This is a genomic window from Sphingobacterium sp. SGL-16 (assembly GCF_011043515.1).
Classification (GTDB): domain Bacteria; phylum Bacteroidota; class Bacteroidia; order Sphingobacteriales; family Sphingobacteriaceae; genus Sphingobacterium; species Sphingobacterium litopenaei.
In genome coordinates, this window is record NZ_JAAKGQ010000003.1 from 65,144 (window position 1) to 83,362 (window position 18,219).

The following is an 18,219-nucleotide window of genomic DNA, read 5'->3' on the forward strand; positions in this document are numbered from 1 at the left end:
TGACACAACCAATTTTGGCATAAGTATTGAATAAGTTTTAGTAATTCATAATTTAGGTTAATAATTGGTTAGTTAAGAATCCTTCAATCTCCCCGGTTGAAGGATTTTTTTTAATATTATTTAACAATAAAACATTGTATTTAGGTATTATAATTGCTAATTTTCATCCAAACAAAAAAACAGATTATGGTTACAATAAAAAGAATCCTTCCTCTAACAATATTGCTTGGCGGATTGATGATGACAGGATGTGTCAGCAATAAAAAATACGCTGCCTTAGACAGTCAATACAAAGACTTAGGTCAACTGTATCAAAAAACACAGTTGGAACTGACGGAAAGCCGTGCGAAAGTCAAAAGCTTAGAAGATCAACTAGAGTACGAACGTAAAAATAATGCTGCTTTGAAAGAAGCGTATGCTAAATTACAAGGTACATTGGATCAAAGTATCGCGCAAAACTCTCAAGGAAATGTTAACATTTCAAAGTTGGTGGACGAAATCAATGCTTCGAACAAATACATCCAACATTTAGTGAACACTAAAAATAAGTCAGACTCCTTAAACATGGTGTTGACTAACAATTTGACACGTTCATTGAGCCGCGAAGAATTGAAAGATGTGGATGTACAAGTATTAAAAGGTGTAGTTTACATTTCATTGTCGGATAACATGCTTTATAAATCAGGTAGTTATGAAATTTCTGATAAGGCAGGAGAAACATTAAGTAAGATTGCCAAGATTATTCAAGATTACAAAGATTACGAGGTGTTGATTGAAGGTAATACCGATTCGGATCCAATTTCTAAACCGAATATTCGCAACAACTGGGACTTATCAGCTTTGCGTGCTTCGTCGGTAGTACAGGCTTTACAAAATACATATGGTGTAGATCCTAAGCGATTAACAGCTGGAGGTCGTGGTGAATATAATCCTATTGCTGATAATTCTACTACAGCTGGTAAAGCAAGAAATAGACGTACGCAAATCATTATTACGCCTAAGTTGGATCAATTTATGGAGTTAATTGATCAAGCTCCTGAGACAGAATAAATCATTCGGATAAGAGATTTTCGTTAAAAAGTATAAAATTAAGTCCTTGGTTCATTACCAAGGACTTTTTCTTGTAATTTGGCATGATTGTTCGTGTCAAAGAGTATGTCAAAAATCATTACTAATCATTATTTATTTATACTGTTTTGTGCAGTATTTTTGTCAAGCTGTAGTTCAATATATATGCCTAATGTTCCAGCGACGCCGATGTTTAAAAATGCGGGTGAAGTTTATGTTGCAGGACATTTTAATGCGAAAGGAAATATTTCGGCTACTGCTGGTGCTGCTCTTAGTGAGCATATAGCAGTTATTGCAAATGGTTCTTCTGTCAACACTGGCGCAAGTAATAACGATTATTTTCGTCAGCAATTAGTAGAAGGAGGAATTGGCTACTTTACAGCTATAGGAAAAGAAAAAAGACAGGTGTTGGAAATCTATGGAGGCTATGGTATAGGAAATACAAAGGATTTCAAGCAGCGTGCTTCTATCTACGGTTATGAGTTGGTGGAGTCGCGAGAAATGAATTTTGATAAAATATTTTTACAGCTAAACTATTCATCTACACGCAAAAAGAAAATAAATATTTTTGGTGACAAAAAAGAATTAAACTATGGTACCGCAATTCGTCTAAGTAGAGTAGGGATGAAAGAATTTTGGTTGAATGGAGCAACTTCTCCAACAGAAGAAAATTTCTTTATTGAACCTTTGTTTTATACCCGTATGCAATTGGTTAATGGTTTGCAACTACAATATACCAATGGCTTTAATATAGGATTAAACAACAATGAGTATTTGAAAGCGGGTAATTCTGTATTTACGTTAGGATTAGTTTACACATTTGGAAAATAAAATTTACATATGAAAAAAATAGGTTTATTAGTTATAGTAGCAACCGTCTTCATATTGAGCGGTTGTGCATTGAATCAAAAGGCGCAAATAGCTGCTTTAGGGAAATTCAATTATGATGTTACATCGGTAAATAATATGCGAATCGCTGGAAGAGATATCAATTCATTTGAAACAAATGGTGGCGTATCATTAAGTAGTCTTCCAGGAATTGCGATGGCGTTGTTGACTAAGGATTTACCTTTGGAGGCCACAGTTAATCTTCAAATGACTAATCCAACTTCAACAGTTACTAAGATTAATGAATTTAAATATTTAATCGAAATGGGCGGAAAGCCTTTGTTTGAAGGATCGGTAAATGAAAATATTAATTTGGCTCAGGGTCAAAGCATGGTTGTTCCTTTGAGTTTCAGAGCGAATTTGTTTGGAGTAGCTAAAGAAAAGGGTATTGAAAAAGTGTTAAGTGATATTTTTACACGTAACAGCGATGCTTTCTTAGCTTTGAAAATAAAACCGTCTGTGAAAATTGGTGGCAAAAATTACTTCTATCCAGGATATATTACTGTAGATAAAGATTTTGGAAGATCCATTTCTAAAGCGGTAGGAAGAAGCTTAAATTAAAATATGCGGACAATGGGCTATTATCTATTAAAGGTATATCCCGTTGTCCATTCTATATAATCTGCTTTTCCTTTGTGTGCTTTGATGGAAACACCTGCGTTGAGATTTTTGTACACATAATACCTAAATCCTGCTCTTAAAAATATCTTTTGTATTTCACCATTGAAATCTTGGTTATGAATGTAATATCCAATATTACCATTTAGAAGCAAGTCTTGATTTAACACGTGCGCTACATAAAAGCTTGGACCACCTGAGAGATATGAGCTCAATTTTCCCGACTTCTCTTCCGCAATTTCTTCACTATTTCCTGAAGCCGAATAAAATAATTCTCCTCCCAACCCCAATCTCCATTTGTGTGAAATATGCTTGCTGACATACGAACTCAATGTTGATTTGAAAAATCTTTTGTCCAGGTCCCGTTGAACTTGTTTCCAACCAGCTCCTATGTTAACGTGGTAATATAGTTTATCCGTATACGCTTGTATGGTGGAACTGTCTTTCATAGAATTTATAACATGAGGATAATATGTCACTGAAGCAGTCAACGGTACAAGGTTTACACCTTTATTTGGCAATTGCAAGGCTCCATTGGAGAAATGATGAAATGCTAAACCTAAACCCGCCGTTATTTTAGGACTAATTTTATATTGGCTACGAATTCCGAAATCGATGAAAACATTATTTTTTGTTCCAATTGCTAGATTAAGCGGATTCTCATTCTCGTGATAAGGTTTGAAATTCCCGGAAAGCCCGAGTCCTATACGGTAATCAAACAACCATTTTTCATTGTCTATATTCCCGAAAGGAGTTTGTACAAAACCATAAACTGCATAGGGACTTCCAACTACTTTGTTATGAAAAGTACTACTATATAAACCTATGCCATAGATAGGATTATTATATAATTTAAAATATTGATCTTGTGATTTGTGAATTTTCCAGCCTACTTTTACATTCACACCATTATAATAAGCGTCCTGAAAAGTTTTTTCCTTTACTTCACCAAAAGCTAATATCCCACCATTTTCAACTTCAGCTTCGATAACTAAAGAAGTTAAATTTTTAGTCTTAATACTATCTTGAATGACTATTGCAAGAGATTTTTCCGAATATAAAATAATAGTAAAAATTAGTAAAAAAATGTGTTTCAAAACGTAGATCTGAGTTATTAATGCTTTATTTTTGTGCAAAAATAGAGAAAATACTTTTTTACAGAGTTTAATATTTATAATATCTAAGTCAATTCTAATGACTTAGATTCTAAACCATTTGCTGATGTCTAATTTTATAGTAATCTTTTTGTGTTTGCTGTTTGGCTATCTTTTTAGATATTTTAAACTGACCAAAAAAGGAGGGCATTTAGCAATTAATACATGGGTGATTTATGTGGGGTTGCCATCTATTGCACTTAAGTATATCCCTCAAATTAACTGGAGTTTTAATTATGTATATACGGCAGCTTTACCTTTTGCAGGCTTTGGTTTATCGTATGTTTTCTTTCGGTTTCTAAACCGTTGGACGAAATTTTCCAAAAGAACATTATATACTTTGATCATCGTTGCAGGGTTATCCAATACTTCTTTTATAGGATTTCCTTTAGTAAGCACTTATTACGGTGAAGAGTTTTTGAAAGTTGCAATTGTCAGTGATCAGGTTACCTTTTTTACGTTATCACTTTTCGGAGTATTATTAGCAGCAAGCTGCAAAGATATTTTTGCTTCGGATAAGGAAAAATACGAGTATATATTCAAGCGTATCCTTACTTTTCCACCTTTGATAGCCTGCTTTTTAGCGTTGATATTTCATTCATATTTGGAAAATGAAACCTTAAATAGTGTATTTTCATCATTTGCAGCAACAGTCAGTCCAATGGCCTTGTTTTCGATTGGTATGCAATTGAATTTCAAACGTATTTCGCATGAGCTGAATGCGCTTTACGCAGGTGTGGTTATGAAATTGTTAATAATACCCATTTTCGCTATAGGAACTTTTTATGCAATGGGTTTACATGGTGATTTTTTTAGAGTGTCTGTTTTTGAGATGACTATGCCATGCTTGGTGGCTTCTAGTATCGTTGTTGAAAAATTTGGTCTTAACGTAAAATTTGCAAATACCCTTATTGGTATAAGTATCATAATTGGCATATTTCTCTCATTTATATGGTATAGTGTAATTAATACACTACTGTAATCTAATTGTTACTGTTGTTATTACTTTATTAAGTTATAATTCGCTTATCTTAGAATTTGATAACTGTTATAACATTTAAATAAAATATTAATAATTGTGATGCACAAAGCAATTTGTTCATTTCTACTTTTGGGAAGTATATATTCTGCCGATGCGCAAATAAAAAAGTCAGAAACGAAGAATCAAAATAAGCCATCTCACGAGAGATATGTTCAACAAATAAAAGGTACTACCCTTTCGTTTTCTATGGAAGCAATTCCTGCAGGTGTGTACACACGAGGTGATGATAAATCTGCCAAAGCAGATGAAAAACCAGCTCATCAAGTTGAAATCGATGCTTTCTGGATGGGAACACACGAAGTGACCTGGGATATTTTTCAATCTTTCCTATACAAAGACTACGAACAATCCAAGCAAAATGACGGTAAGGTACCAGCTGATGTAGATGCGGTAACACGGCCTACGAAACCTTATTTGGATATGACTTTTGGTTTTGGTAAAGAAGGGTTTCCTGCATTAGCGATGACGCATTACAATGCAATTCAGTTTTGTAAATGGCTGTACGTGCGTACAGGTGTATTTTATAGATTGCCAACAGAAGCGGAATGGGAATATGCTTGCCGCGCAGGTTCTACGGATGCTTATTTCTTTGGCAACGATGCAGGTAAATTGGATGATTATGCTTGGTTCGAAAACAATAGCGACCAGAAAACACATCCTGTAGGACAAAAGAAACCTAATCCATTTGGCTTGTATGATATTATTGGGAATGTGGCTGAATGGACATACGATCAATATCATGCTGATACTTATAAACAATTTGCTGGTAAAAAGGCAAAAAATCCAGTGGTAGTACCGACTGAATTGTATCCACATGTAGTACGAGGTGGGTCGTTCAGTAGCCCTGCTAATGAATTGCGTTCAGCAGCAAGAGGTGCCTCTGATCCAATATGGAAACAATTAGATCCACAAATGCCAAAATCGAATTGGTGGTTTCCAGAAGCACCATTCGTGGGGTTGCGTCTAGTACGTCCAGTAAACCCACCGACACACGAAGAAATTATGGCTTATTATGATCAAGCTCCAATAGAAGATTTTTAAACCTAGTATATATTTTACAACATTACCAATGATAAACAACATGGAAAATATAAAAAGAAGAGACTTTATAAAAACATCTGCCCTAGTTACGGGAGGTGTTGCTGTAAATGCTTCAAGCATTTCGTCAGTATTTGCAGCGGGTTCGGATGTCATTAAAGTAGCATTAATCGGCTGTGGGGGCCGAGGAACAGGTGCAGCTGCGGATGCGTTGAATTCAGGTCAAAACATTAAATTGGTAGCTTTGGCTGATGCTTTTAGGGATAATCTAGATGCAGCTTACAACAACTTATCCAAAAGATACTCGGATAAAATGGATATTCCTGAGTCTCGCAAATATGTTGGTTTTGATGCATACAAGCACGCTATTAAAGATGCTGATGTAGTTCTTCTAGTAACTCCTCCAGGATTCCGTCCTCAACATTTTGAGGAAGCGGTAAAACAAGGAAAACATATTTTTATGGAAAAGTCTGTAGCAGTGGATGTACCAGGGGTGCGTCGTATTTTAGCTGCTGCAAAGATTGCTGAACAAAAGAAATTGAATGTTGTAGTTGGTCTACAACGCCGTTATCAGTTCAACTATCGCGAAGGTATTAAACGTGTGTTGGATGGTGCAATTGGTGATATCGTAGCAGGTCAGGTATATTGGAATAGTGGTGGTGTATGGGTACGTCCGCGTAAACCAGAGCAAACGGAGATGGAATACCAAATGCGTAATTGGTATTATTTCAATTGGTTGTGTGGTGATCATATCGTAGAACAACACGTTCATAATATTGATATAGCGAATTGGATAAAAGGAAAATATCCGGTTTCTATCCAAGGTGTAGGTTCGAGAGCGCATCGTGTTGGTAAAGAATATGGGGAGATTTATGATAATTTCTCTATTGAAATGACTTATGATGATGGGGCTGTTGTGACAAGCCAATGTTGTCACTTTGAAGGATCACACAACCGTGTCGACGAAACTTTCCAAGGTACTAAAGGAAGAATCTACCTTTCAGCTGGAGGTAGAGCTATTCTTTGGGATGCTAAAGGAAACGAAATTTATCGACATGATCCTAAAGGAAATCCAAATCCGTATCAACAAGAGCACGTAGAACTATTTGCTGCGATTGCAAAAGGTGAATATAAATTTAATAATGCAGAATACGGTGCTTACAGCTCTTTAGCTGGTATCATCGGACGTATCGCATGTTATACAGGTAAGGTGATTAAATGGGAGGATGCATTGAAATCAGAAATTGATTTGATGCCAGAAACTTTGGCATGGGATGCAAAACCAAAAATTTTGCCGGATGCTAATGGTGTTTATCCAGTAGCAGTACCTGGTATTAATACCAATTTGTTTATTTAATATTTGAAACTTTTTATTCTTATATCATATGTTTTAATGGGATATGTTGCTTCTGCAGCATATCCTATTGTTACTATCCCCTATATAATTAGAGGTCAAGCCCAAGGAACGACTTACGAAGTGAAGTATTTTGCTGACGAAGAAATCGTAACAAAAGAAGATATTGATAGCATATTTAGCGTTATTGATGCGTCCATGTCTCTTTATAAACCCAATTCCTTAATTAGTTCTTTTAATTCGGGAGATAACAAGAAGGTTAAGCTTGATGAGCATATGTATAAGGTTATTCAGGCAAGTTTGAAATATCATAAGGTTACAAATGGCTATTTTGATGTAACCGTTTTTCCTCTTTTAAAACTGTGGGGGTTTGGTCCAGATGGTTTTCGGTTCAATCCCAGCAAGAGTCAGGTGGACAGTGTACTTCAACATATTGGTCGAGATAAACTTGTATTAAGCGGGAAATATCTCAAAAAAAGGAATAAAAATGTTGCCATTGATTTAAATGGTATCGCACAGGGGTACACTGTAGATGTGTTGTCTAAGTATTTAGTGCAAAAAAATATTACTTCTTTCATCGTAGAAGTTGGTGGTGAAATTTACTGTCAAGGCGAAAAGCCGAGTGGTGAAACGTATAAAATAGAAATACAAAGACCTGGCAACGATACGAAAGGTGGTTATAAAATATCTTTAAAAAATAAAGCCATAACAACTTCTGGTAGTTATGAAAAATATAGGGTCGTTGATGGAAAGCCAATTTCTCATCACATTGATCCCAAAACAGGTTATCCACTAACCAATAATACGCTTTCTGCTACTGTAATTGCCAATAAAGCAATGGAAGCAGATGCTTTGGACAATTATCTTATGTTTTTGCCACCTGAGGAAGCTATCTCATTTGTGGAGACTTTACCTCACGTGGAAGCATATATAATATATTATGAAAATAATACGTTAAAAGAATTGCAAAGCTCAGGATTTAATAATTATATTTATAAAGTACAAAACCCATTATAAACGGCATGAAAAGAAATGATTTTATTAAAAATTCCACTTTGCTAGTTACAGGCGCTTTCTTGTCAAGTAATAAAACCTCAGAATTTATAAACCCAAATAAAGAAATGATTAAATCAACCCCCTTTAAATTAGATTATGCACCTCATCAAGGTATGTTTTCTGCGAGTGCAGGGAAGAACTTTTTAGATGAAATACGTTACATGTATGATTTAGGATTCCGTAGCATCGAGGACAATGGAATGCCTGGTCGTTCAGTAGATGAGCAAAAACAAGTTGGTGAATTGTTAGCCAAATTGGGCATGCGTATGGGGGTATTTGTAGTCCCTAAAGGTGGTAATGGTCAAAATACATTGGCGGCAAATAAACAGGAGCATATTGATATATTCTTAAAAGGGTGTCGTGATTCTGTTGAAGTAGCAAAACGCGTAAACGCGAAATGGGTTACTGTTGTTCCTGGAGATTATCAACGAAACTTGCCTATTGGTGTTCAAACTGCTAACGTAATAGAAGGATTAAAACGAGGAGCCGAAATATTCGAGCCTCATGGCATTACAATGGTATTAGAACCATTAAGTGATACGCCAGATTTATTTTTAAGATTTACAGATCAAGCTTACGAAATTTGTAAAGCAGTTAATAGTCCTTCATGTAAAATATTATATGATGCGTACCATCAGCAAAAAAATGAAGGTAATCTAATCAGTTTAATGAATTTATGTTGGTCCGAAATCGCTTATATACAAGTAGGTGATAATCCAGGACGTAAGGAACCTTATACTGGAGAGATCAATTACAAAAATGTCTTCAAATGGCTTCATGAAAAAGGCTATAAAGGTATCGTAGGAATGGAACACGGTATGTCCAAATCTGGAAAAGAAGGAGAAGATAAACTAGTAGCGGCCTATAGAGAAGCAGATAACTTTTAAATTGATTAACCACTTATAAACATGAATTCACTTATAAAAACTAAATTATCATTTATGATGTTCCTTGAATTTTTCATTTGGGGAGCATGGTTCGTTACTTTAGGTACATTTTTAAACATTAATCTTAAGGCTGAAGGCTTTGAGATTGCAAATGTGTTTTCGACACAATCTTTAGGTGCGATTATCGCTCCATTTATTGTAGGGATGATTGCAGATAGATATTTCAATGCAGAACGTATCTTAGGTGTCTTACATTTAGTAGGCGCTTTTCTGATGTACCAAATGTATCAAGCGCAAGATTATTCTGGATTTTATCCTTATGTCTTGTCTTATATGATTTTGTATATGCCGACATTAGCTTTGACAAGTTCTATTTCATTTCGTCAGATGCTGAATCCGGAGAAGGAATTTTCAGGAATTCGTATTTGGGGTACTATTGGTTGGATCGCAGCTGGTTTGTCAATTAGTTACTTATTCAAATGGGATGCTTCAGCTTCTGAAGGCGCATTGTCTAATACGTTTTTGATGGCGGGAATAGCTTCATTGACATTAGGTTTATTTTCTTTTATTTTACCAAAAACACCTCCTGTAAAATCCAACGATGGCGAAAAAGCTTCGTTTGCTTCTATTGTAGGATTGGATGCAGTTAAATTATTGAAAGATAGAAATTTCTTTATTTTCTTTATTTCATCTGTCCTAATCTGTATTCCTCTTGCGTTTTATTATCAAAATGCTAACCTATTTTTGACTGAAGTAGGATTAGAAAATCCTACTGGAAAAATGACAATTGGCCAAGTTTCGGAAGTCTTGTTTTTATTATTGTTACCTGTATTCTTTAGCAAATTTGGTTTTAAAAAGACAATATTGGTAGGGATGCTAGCTTGGGCGGTTCGCTATTTATTATTTGCTTACGGTAATGCTGGCGAACTATCATTCATGTTAATATTAGGTATTGCTTTACACGGTATTTGTTATGATTTCTTTTTTGTATCAGGACAAATTTATACAGATAGTAAAGCAGGTGAAAAGTATAAATCAGCAGCACAAGGTCTAATTACTTTGGCTACATATGGTGTGGGTCAATTAATTGGTTTCTGGGTAGCAGGATTTATAGAGAATAAATACAAAGATTTGAAAGGAACCGATCTGGCAGGCTTTTGGGAGCAAACATGGATTGTACCAGCAGGAATTGCCTTTGTGGTTATGCTAATTTTCTTGGTTTTCTTTAAAGACGAAAAAGTCAAAAGCGCAGAATAATACAATTATTTTTTACAAATTTATAAGCTTAAATACTAATGGTAGAGAACAATAAGTATGACGCAATTGTCATAGGATCAGGTATCAGTGGGGGATGGGCAGCGAAAGAGCTGACAGAGAAAGGTCTTAAGACAATTATGTTGGAGAGAGGTAGAAATATAGAGCATATCAAAGACTATACTTCTCCAACCAAATCACCATGGGAATTCCCACACGCTGGTGGCAGAACTCAACAAATGATTCAAGATTATCCCGTATTGAAACGTGATTATCCTTTGAATGAAAAGAATCTTGGATACTGGGTAAATGAAAAAGAAAGCCCTTATACGGAAATCAAAAGATTTGACTGGTATCGTGGTTACCACGTAGGTGGTCGATCATTGATGTGGGGACGTCAATCTTACCGTTTAGGAGATTTGGATTTTGAGGCTAATTTAAAGGATGGCCATGGTGTTGATTGGCCTATTCGCTATAAGGATTTAGCTTCTTGGTATAGTTATGTAGAGAAATTTGCTGGTATTTCTGGTAATAGAGACGGTTTGGATGTTTTGCCTGATGGTGAATTCATGCCTCCGATGCCTATGAATGTGGTTGAAAAGGACTACGCTGAAAGATTGAAAAAATCGCAATACGGTGGTAAACGTCATTTCATCATGGGAAGAACAGCAAATATTACTGTACCTCATAATGGACGTGTAAACTGTCAATATCAAAATAGATGTTGGGAAGGATGTAACTTTGGAGCTTATTTCAGTACACAATCTGCTACACTTCCTGCGGCAGTGAAAACTGGAAATTTGACAGTTAGACCATTCTCAATCGTTACACGTATTCTTTATGATAAAGACACAAAACGTGCAACAGGTGTTGAAATTATTGATGCTGAAACAAATCAAACCTATGAATTTTATGCAAAAGTAGTATTCGTATGTGCTTCTGCATTGAACTCGGCTTGGGTGTTGATGAATTCAGCAACTGATGTATGGGAAGGTGGTCTAGGCAGTAGCAGTGGTGAGTTAGGACACAATTTGATGGATCACCATTTAGGTGTAGGTGCATCAGGTCGTGTAGAAGGATATTTAGACAAAACAATTTTCGGTAGACGTGCAAATGGTATTTATGTGCCAAGGTTTGTAAACGTAGACTTTGACGATAAAAAACGTGATTATGTACGTGGTTTTGGTTACCAAGGTGGTGCGAATCGCGGGAGAGCATGGCGTTCAGAAGAGGAAAAATTCGTAGGAGGTGCATTCAAAGACGCTATTTGTGAGCCAGGCGATTGGACATTAGGATTTGGTGGATTTGGTGAAATATTACCTTATCACGAAAATCATATCAAATTAGATAAGGATAAAAAAGATAAATGGGGATTACCTGTACTTGCATTTGATGCTGAAATCAAAGATAACGAGTTGAAGATGCGTAACGATATGCAAAACGAGATGAAAGAAATGCTCGAAAGCATAGGCGTTAAAGATGTAAGTAGCTGGAACAATGTGTACGGATTAGGACAAGGTATCCATGAAATGGGTACCGCACGTATGGGGCGTGATCCAAAAACTTCCGTATTGAATGGTAATAACCAAGTATGGGATGCACTTAATGTATTCGTAACAGATGGAGCAGCTATGACCTCATCAGGTTGTGTTAACCCTTCATTGACTTACATGGCATTGACAGCTAGAGCGGTGGATTTTGCTGTTAATGAGTTGAAAAAAGGTAATCTTTAATCTATTAATCATCTATCCAATGGAAAACAAAAGCAGAAGAGATTTTATCAAAACAACAGCTGTTGCGGCAGCTGGAATTACTATAGTTCCTCGCCATGTATTGGGCGGTTCTGGTTTCAGAGCACCCAGTGATATGCTTCAAGTAGCATCAATTGGTGTTGGTGGTATGGGAGGTTCGGATGTAAACAATATTTACGGAAGCGGTAAAGCAAATATTGCTTTTTTATGTGATGTAGATAAAGCAAGAGCGAAAGGAAGTGTTGAAAAATTTCCAAAAGCAAAATTCTACACAGACTTCCGTGAGATGTTAGACAAAGAACACAAGTCTATTGATGCGGTTTCTGTGTCTACTCCTGATCACAACCATGCTATTCAAGCTTTAGCTGCTATGCAGTTAGGTAAGCATGTCTATGTACAAAAGCCTTTAGCGCATGATGTATGGGAAGCGCGTGCATTGACTCACGCCGCTAAAAAATATAAAGTAGTAACGCAAATGGGTAATCAAGGTTCTTCTGGTGATGGAGTACGTCAAATGCGTGAATGGGTGGATGCTGGTTTAATCGGAGATTTAGTGGAAATCTATGCATGGACAGATCGTCCAGTATGGCCACAAGGTATCCAATGGCCTAGTCAAAAAGCTAAAGTTCCTTCGACATTAGATTGGGACAAATGGTTAGGAACAGCGCCATATACAGAGTATTTTGATAAGTTAGTTCCATTTAACTGGCGTGGCTGGTGGCCTTACGGTACAGGTGCGTTAGGGGATATGGGCTGTCACAATTTGGAAGCTCCATTCAGTATCTATGGTTTGCAATATGTAAAAGATGTGCAAGCTAGTGTAGGTTCTGTGTATGTGGATGAATTCAAACGTGGATACTTCCCAGAATCTTGTCCTCCATCAAGTTCGGTAACAATGACTTTCCCCAAAACAGCTAAAACAAAAGGCGATGTGAAAGTACACTGGATGGATGGTGGTATTCAACCTCCAAGACCAGAGGAGTTAGCGCCAGATGAAATCTTTGGGGATGGCGGTAATGGTATTTTATTGATTGGTAAAAAAGGAAAGATTTTAGCCGATACTTATGCAGCGAATCCGCGTCTTTTGCCAACAAGTAAAACTTACCGTGAAGTAAAACAAAAATATCAAAGAGTACCAAAAGGTGCGAATGGACACTGGGCACAGTGGGTAGAAGGTTGTATTGCTGGATACGGCAATATGGAGATGTCTTCACCATTCGAAATTGCAGGTCCTTTGACTGAAGCATTATTGATGGCTAATTTGGCTATTCGTGGTGTGGATTTGAAAGTGGGTGATAAATACCCTGGTAGAAGTAAAAAATTGATTTGGGACAATGATAATATGCGTGTAACTAATTTTGATGAAGTGAATCAATATGTGAAACGCAACTATCGCCCAGGTTGGGAAGTAAACTATACATTTTAATAAAACTAAAAGATGAATAGAAGAGAAGCATTACAGCGCGTGGCTATGATCCTTGGAGGATCTATTGTTGGAGCCAACTTGTTTTTAGAAGGATGTACTCGATCTGCAACAAAAACAGTTGAAGTGCTGTTCGAAGAAAAAATGATTGACAGAATAGGTGATTTGGCAGATGCCATTTTGCCGCCTACATCAACACCAGGCGCTAAAGAAGCTGGTGTAGGTAATTTTATACCTGTATATGTTCGCGATTGCTACACTGAAAAGCAACAGAAAGCAATTGTAGATGGTTTAGCTACATTAGATAAAACTAGCAAAGACCTAAAAGGTAAAGATTTCGCAAACTTGACTTTGGATGAAAAAACTGAGGTAGCTGATAAACTTTACAAAGAAGCAGAGGAATATAATGGTCAACGCTGGGAAAGAATTAAAGATGAAGTCGAAAAGAATTCGACTAAACAAAATGAACTGGTTAAAGATGATGTAGAATACGAACCAGAGCATTGGTTCCATCTATTCAGACAAATGACTTTGACAGGATATTTTAATTCTGAGCTAGGATTGACCAAAGCTGTACGCTATGTAAAGATTCCAGGAAAATACGATGGAAATTATCCATACAAAAAAGGTGACCGCGCCTTTGTTTAATAAAATTCAAAGAAGGTGAAATGAAAATTTCACCTTCTTTGGTTAAATCCGTATACTGCTGCATTTTGAATCAAATAATATTTATCAATTTGTTATGTTTGTATACGAATAAATATATCTCATCAAATAGTATAAAATGTCATCAATACTTATTAAAAATGCACAGGTGGTAAATGAAGGAACGATTCAAGTTTTTGATATTTACGTGAAAGATGGAAGAATAGAAAAGCTTGCTCCGCAAATTGATATTCAAGCTGATCAAGAAATTAATGCTGAAGGGTTACATCTTCTTCCTGGATTGATAGATGATCAGGTGCATTTTAGAGAGCCAGGATTGACTTATAAAGCTAACATTTTTACAGAGAGCCGTGCTGCTGTGGCGGGAGGTACGACTTCTTTTATGGAAATGCCTAATACTGTTCCAAATACATTAACACAAAAACTACTTCAGGATAAATATGATATTGGACAAGATTCATCCTTGGCCAATTATTCATTTTTCATGGGTGCAGCAAATGATAATCTGGATGAAGTATTGAAGACTAATCCACGTGACGTATGTGGCGTTAAAGTTTTTATGGGCTCCTCTACCGGTAATATGTTGGTGGATAATGAAACAGCGTTGGAAAATATTTTTCGAAACTCCCCGACATTGATTGCAACTCATTGTGAGGATGAGGCTACTATAAAAGCTAACTTAGCTGCATACAAAGAAAAATACGGAGAGAATGTAACTATAGATATGCATCCTCTAATTCGTTCGGCAGAGGCTTGCTATTTATCTTCATCCAAAGCGGTAGAATTAGCCAAAAAGAACAACGCACGCTTACATATTCTGCACATTAGTACAGGTAAAGAAACATTTTTATTTGATAATTCTATTCCATTAGATCAGAAGAAAATCACAGCTGAAGCGTGTATTCATCATTTATGGTTTTCGGACGAAGATTATAAAACGAAAGGAAATTATATCAAATGGAATCCAGCTGTGAAAACAGCTGCTGATAGAGATCAGATTTTGAAAGCGGTATTGGATGGCCATATTGACGTAATAGCAACGGACCACGCTCCGCACACTATAGAGGAAAAAGAACAAGCTTATTTGCATGCTCCATCCGGTGGTCCTTTGGTACAACATGCTTTATTAGCTTTGTTAGATGTGGTACACCAAGGCAAAATGACCTTAGAACAGTTGGTTCAAAAAACAGCACATAATACGGCGACTTGTTTCCAAATAGAGCAACGTGGATTCATTCGTGAAGGCTATTGGGCGGATTTAGTATTGGTGAATTTAAATAAACCGTACGAGGTCACACGTCAAAATATTCTTTCAAAATGTGGGTGGTCACCTTTTGAAAACCATACTTTTACATCTACAATAGAACATACAATCGTGTCAGGAAATCTTGCTTATTCCAGTGGTCAAATCATTGAAGTAGGTTCTGGACATCGATTATTATTTAACCGATAATGAACAAAAGAACGTTTTTAAAATCGATTGGACTAGGTTTGGGGGCCTTCGCCATTTCTGATCATACTGTAAAAGCGGTATCAGAAGCTACAGGTGCTGTCAAATCATTATTAAAAGCGAAGGTTTTGAAAGAGGGTGATACGATTGGTATCATCACGCCAGCGGGAGCTTTATCCGAAGAAGAGACTATTACCACTACCAAAGAGGTTTTAGCTTATTTTGGATTTAAGGTAAAGGAAGGAAAGCATATTCGGTCCCGCTATGGTAACTTAGCCGGTACGGATGAAGAGCGCCTGGAAGACTTACATGCTATGTTTGCTGATAAAGAGGTGCATGGTATACTCTGTATTCGAGGGGGGAATGGAGCATCTCGTCTTCTTTCGAAAATCGATTATGACTTAATTCGAAAAAATCCAAAAGTCCTATTGGGATATAGCGATATTACCGCTTTAATTTTAGCATTTTATGTAAAAGTTGGATTAGTTTCGTTTCATGGTGTAGTGGGAAGTAGTACATGGAGCACATATGTGGCTAAATTATTCAAAGAACAATTTCTGGAGAATAAATTAGCAGTGTATGAGAATCCGAAAAAATCGGAAAATCACATCGTCCAATATAAGGATAGAATACAAACAATCACTCCAGGAATTGCTGAAGGTACCATATTAGGAGGAAACTTGACTTTACTATCAGGATTGTGTGGTACACCGTATTTGCCAGACTTCAAAGACGCTATTCTTTTTGTAGAAGAAATTGATGAAAAGTCCGAGCGATTAGACCGTATGTTTTGCCAATTGATGAATGCAGGGATTTTATCGCAAATTAAAGGTTTTATTTTCGGTAAATGTACCAACTGTGGTCCATCAGGCGGATATGGTTCATTGTCATTAGATCAAATGATGAATGACTATATCAAACCTTTGGGGATTCCAGCCTACAGCGGAGCTATGATTGGACATATTTCGGATCAGTTTTTAATGCCTGTGGGGGTTCGTGTAAGAATGGATGCCAATACGGGCAAAATCGAATACCTAGAAAAATCACTCTTATGAAAAAATTAATCTTTTTGTTTTTCTTATTCGGACTATTCTTCTCTTGTGATCAGAAAAATAAATCTTCTGAACAAAACACTAATTTCATGAACATCGATACATCTACTTTTAATTCCATTTATTCTACATATAAAGAGCCAGCTTTAAAGCATCGACGTTTTAAACATCAAGATATAGATTCATTATTGCGGGTTCATAAAAATAACGGCACATTGGCGATTGACCAAATCGGAAAATCGTTTGAAGGTAGAGCAATTTATGAAGTAGCTTTTGGAAAAGGGGAAAAGAAAGTAATGCTGTGGTCCCAAATGCATGGTGATGAACCTACTGCGACAATGGCTTTATTTGATTTGTTTAATTTCTTGGAGGGAAAGCAAGATGGGTATGAGGAAATTCGCAAACTGTTAAATGATAAATTGGAAATTCATTTTATCCCAATGTTGAATCCTGATGGAGCAGAGCGTTACCAACGTCGCACCGCGCAAGGTATTGACATGAACCGTGATGCGCGTGCTGGACAGACCGTTGAAGGTGCTTTGCTTCGTGCACGAGCACAAGCTATAAAACCTCAATACGGTTTTAATCTGCATGATCAAAGCATATATTACAATGTACCAGGAACAAAAAATCCCGTAACGATTTCATTATTAGCGCCTGCGTTTAATGAGCCACGTGAGATCAATTCAGTGCGTGAAAACGCCATGAAGATTGCTGGTGGAATGAATGAAATTCTGCAGAAATATATTCCCGATGCTGTAGCAAAATACGATGATACGTACACACCAAGAGGTTTTGGGGATAATTTTCAATCGTGGGATGCAAGTACGGTGCTTATTGAATCGGGTGGAATGAAAGGGGATCCAGAGAAACAAGAAATCCGAAAGCTAAATTTTATCATCATATTGAACGCCTTAGTTCAGATTGCTGAAGGCAGTTATGCACAATTCGATAAACAGCAATATGAGGATATTCCATTCAATGCTTCACAGCTGCATGATATTGTCATTCGTAATATTACTATAAGTTCTGACTCTACATCTTTTAAAACGGATTTAGCTATCCGTCGCAACGAAACCACGATAGGAAGAGATTTTTTTGTGCGCGGTAAAATAGAAGATATCGGAGATTTAAAAGAATCAATCGGTTATGAAGAAATCGATGTTGAAGGACTTCAATTTATTCCAGCTAAGACATCTACAGTAACTATTAGTAATGTAGCACAATTGACAACTCAACAATCATTTGATTTACTGAAACAAGGTTTTATGGCTGTGCAAGTAAAAGAAGTAGGAGCTACGAAGGAAAAAGCTTTACATAACCTTCCTATACATTTATTCACACAGACTAATTTTTATTTGCCTATTACGGCAGATTTTGGAGGAATGGCAAATTTCTTTATTGGTGATAAAAGTGGGAATCTGAAATATGCAGTCATGAACGGTTACTTGATTGACTTGACAAAAGGTTTGGATAACTCTACGCTATTAAAAAATAGAGTGAATTAAATATAAGGCT

The 18,219-nt window shown here is 36.4% G+C and carries 16 protein-coding genes; 15 read left to right on the forward strand and 1 reads right to left on the reverse strand.

The window, feature by feature from the left end; all coding sequences use genetic code 11:
* The first annotated feature begins 186 nt into the window (after positions 1–186).
* From G5B32_RS02095 to G5B32_RS02105, 3 genes are all read left to right on the forward strand, one after another.
* Positions 187–1,050: a flagellar motor protein MotB gene (locus tag G5B32_RS02095; protein WP_165289899.1), complete on the forward strand. Its 864-nt coding sequence runs from the start codon at positions 187–189 to the stop codon at positions 1,048–1,050.
* 105 nt (positions 1,051–1,155) lie between these two features.
* Positions 1,156–1,899 (forward strand): hypothetical protein, encoded by a 744-nt coding sequence (locus tag G5B32_RS02100; RefSeq protein WP_165289900.1) that lies wholly within the window; start codon positions 1,156–1,158, stop codon positions 1,897–1,899.
* 9 nt (positions 1,900–1,908) lie between these two features.
* Positions 1,909–2,517, forward strand: coding sequence for a hypothetical protein (locus G5B32_RS02105; protein ID WP_165289901.1), 609 nt, complete (start codon positions 1,909–1,911; stop codon positions 2,515–2,517).
* Between the two features lie 20 nt (positions 2,518–2,537).
* Here the strand turns inward: G5B32_RS02105 and G5B32_RS02110 are convergent, their stop codons facing one another.
* Positions 2,538–3,671: an acyloxyacyl hydrolase gene (locus tag G5B32_RS02110; protein WP_206366762.1), complete on the reverse strand. Its 1,134-nt coding sequence runs from the start codon at positions 3,669–3,671 to the stop codon at positions 2,538–2,540.
* A gap of 124 nt (positions 3,672–3,795) precedes the next feature.
* On the opposite strand from G5B32_RS02110, the gene G5B32_RS02115 reads away from it, so the two are divergent.
* From G5B32_RS02115 to G5B32_RS02170, 12 genes are all read left to right on the forward strand, one after another.
* A complete protein-coding gene (locus G5B32_RS02115; RefSeq protein WP_165289902.1) occupies positions 3,796–4,710 on the forward strand; it encodes an AEC family transporter in 915 nt (304 codons plus the stop codon).
* Between the two features lie 99 nt (positions 4,711–4,809).
* The gene (locus tag G5B32_RS02120; protein ID WP_165289961.1) at positions 4,810–5,811 is read left to right on the forward strand and encodes an SUMF1/EgtB/PvdO family nonheme iron enzyme; all 1,002 of its coding nucleotides are present in this window, start codon (positions 4,810–4,812) and stop codon (positions 5,809–5,811) included.
* Positions 5,812–5,851: 40 nt separating this feature from the next.
* Positions 5,852–7,165: a Gfo/Idh/MocA family protein gene (locus tag G5B32_RS02125; RefSeq protein ID WP_223815178.1), complete on the forward strand. Its 1,314-nt coding sequence runs from the start codon at positions 5,852–5,854 to the stop codon at positions 7,163–7,165.
* 3 nt (positions 7,166–7,168) lie between these two features.
* On the forward strand, positions 7,169–8,179 hold the full coding sequence (locus G5B32_RS02130) for an FAD:protein FMN transferase (protein ID WP_165289904.1): 1,011 nt from the start codon (positions 7,169–7,171) through the stop codon (positions 8,177–8,179).
* A gap of 5 nt (positions 8,180–8,184) precedes the next feature.
* The gene (locus tag G5B32_RS02135) at positions 8,185–9,105 is read left to right on the forward strand and encodes a hydroxypyruvate isomerase family protein (RefSeq protein WP_165289905.1); all 921 of its coding nucleotides are present in this window, start codon (positions 8,185–8,187) and stop codon (positions 9,103–9,105) included.
* Between the two features lie 21 nt (positions 9,106–9,126).
* Positions 9,127–10,362 carry an MFS transporter gene (locus G5B32_RS02140; protein WP_165289906.1) on the forward strand — a complete coding sequence of 412 codons (1,236 nt, stop codon included), beginning with the start codon at positions 9,127–9,129 and terminating at the stop codon, positions 10,360–10,362.
* A gap of 38 nt (positions 10,363–10,400) precedes the next feature.
* Positions 10,401–12,092, forward strand: coding sequence for a GMC oxidoreductase (locus G5B32_RS02145; RefSeq protein ID WP_165289907.1), 1,692 nt, complete (start codon positions 10,401–10,403; stop codon positions 12,090–12,092).
* A 19-nt stretch (positions 12,093–12,111) separates the two neighbouring features.
* Positions 12,112–13,536 (forward strand): Gfo/Idh/MocA family protein, encoded by a 1,425-nt coding sequence (locus G5B32_RS02150; protein ID WP_165289908.1) that lies wholly within the window; start codon positions 12,112–12,114, stop codon positions 13,534–13,536.
* Positions 13,537–13,548: 12 nt separating this feature from the next.
* The gene (locus G5B32_RS02155) at positions 13,549–14,181 is read left to right on the forward strand and encodes a gluconate 2-dehydrogenase subunit 3 family protein (RefSeq protein WP_165289909.1); all 633 of its coding nucleotides are present in this window, start codon (positions 13,549–13,551) and stop codon (positions 14,179–14,181) included.
* A gap of 136 nt (positions 14,182–14,317) precedes the next feature.
* Positions 14,318–15,652 carry a dihydroorotase gene (locus tag G5B32_RS02160; RefSeq protein ID WP_165289910.1) on the forward strand — a complete coding sequence of 445 codons (1,335 nt, stop codon included), beginning with the start codon at positions 14,318–14,320 and terminating at the stop codon, positions 15,650–15,652.
* Positions 15,652–16,704 (forward strand): LD-carboxypeptidase, encoded by a 1,053-nt coding sequence (locus tag G5B32_RS02165; protein ID WP_165289911.1) that lies wholly within the window; start codon positions 15,652–15,654, stop codon positions 16,702–16,704. The genes G5B32_RS02160 and G5B32_RS02165 overlap by 1 nt, the downstream gene beginning before the upstream one ends.
* The gene (locus G5B32_RS02170) at positions 16,701–18,209 is read left to right on the forward strand and encodes a M14 family zinc carboxypeptidase (protein ID WP_240898976.1); all 1,509 of its coding nucleotides are present in this window, start codon (positions 16,701–16,703) and stop codon (positions 18,207–18,209) included. Before G5B32_RS02165 ends, G5B32_RS02170 begins: the two co-directional genes overlap by 4 nt.
* The last annotated feature ends 10 nt before the right edge of the window (positions 18,210–18,219 follow it).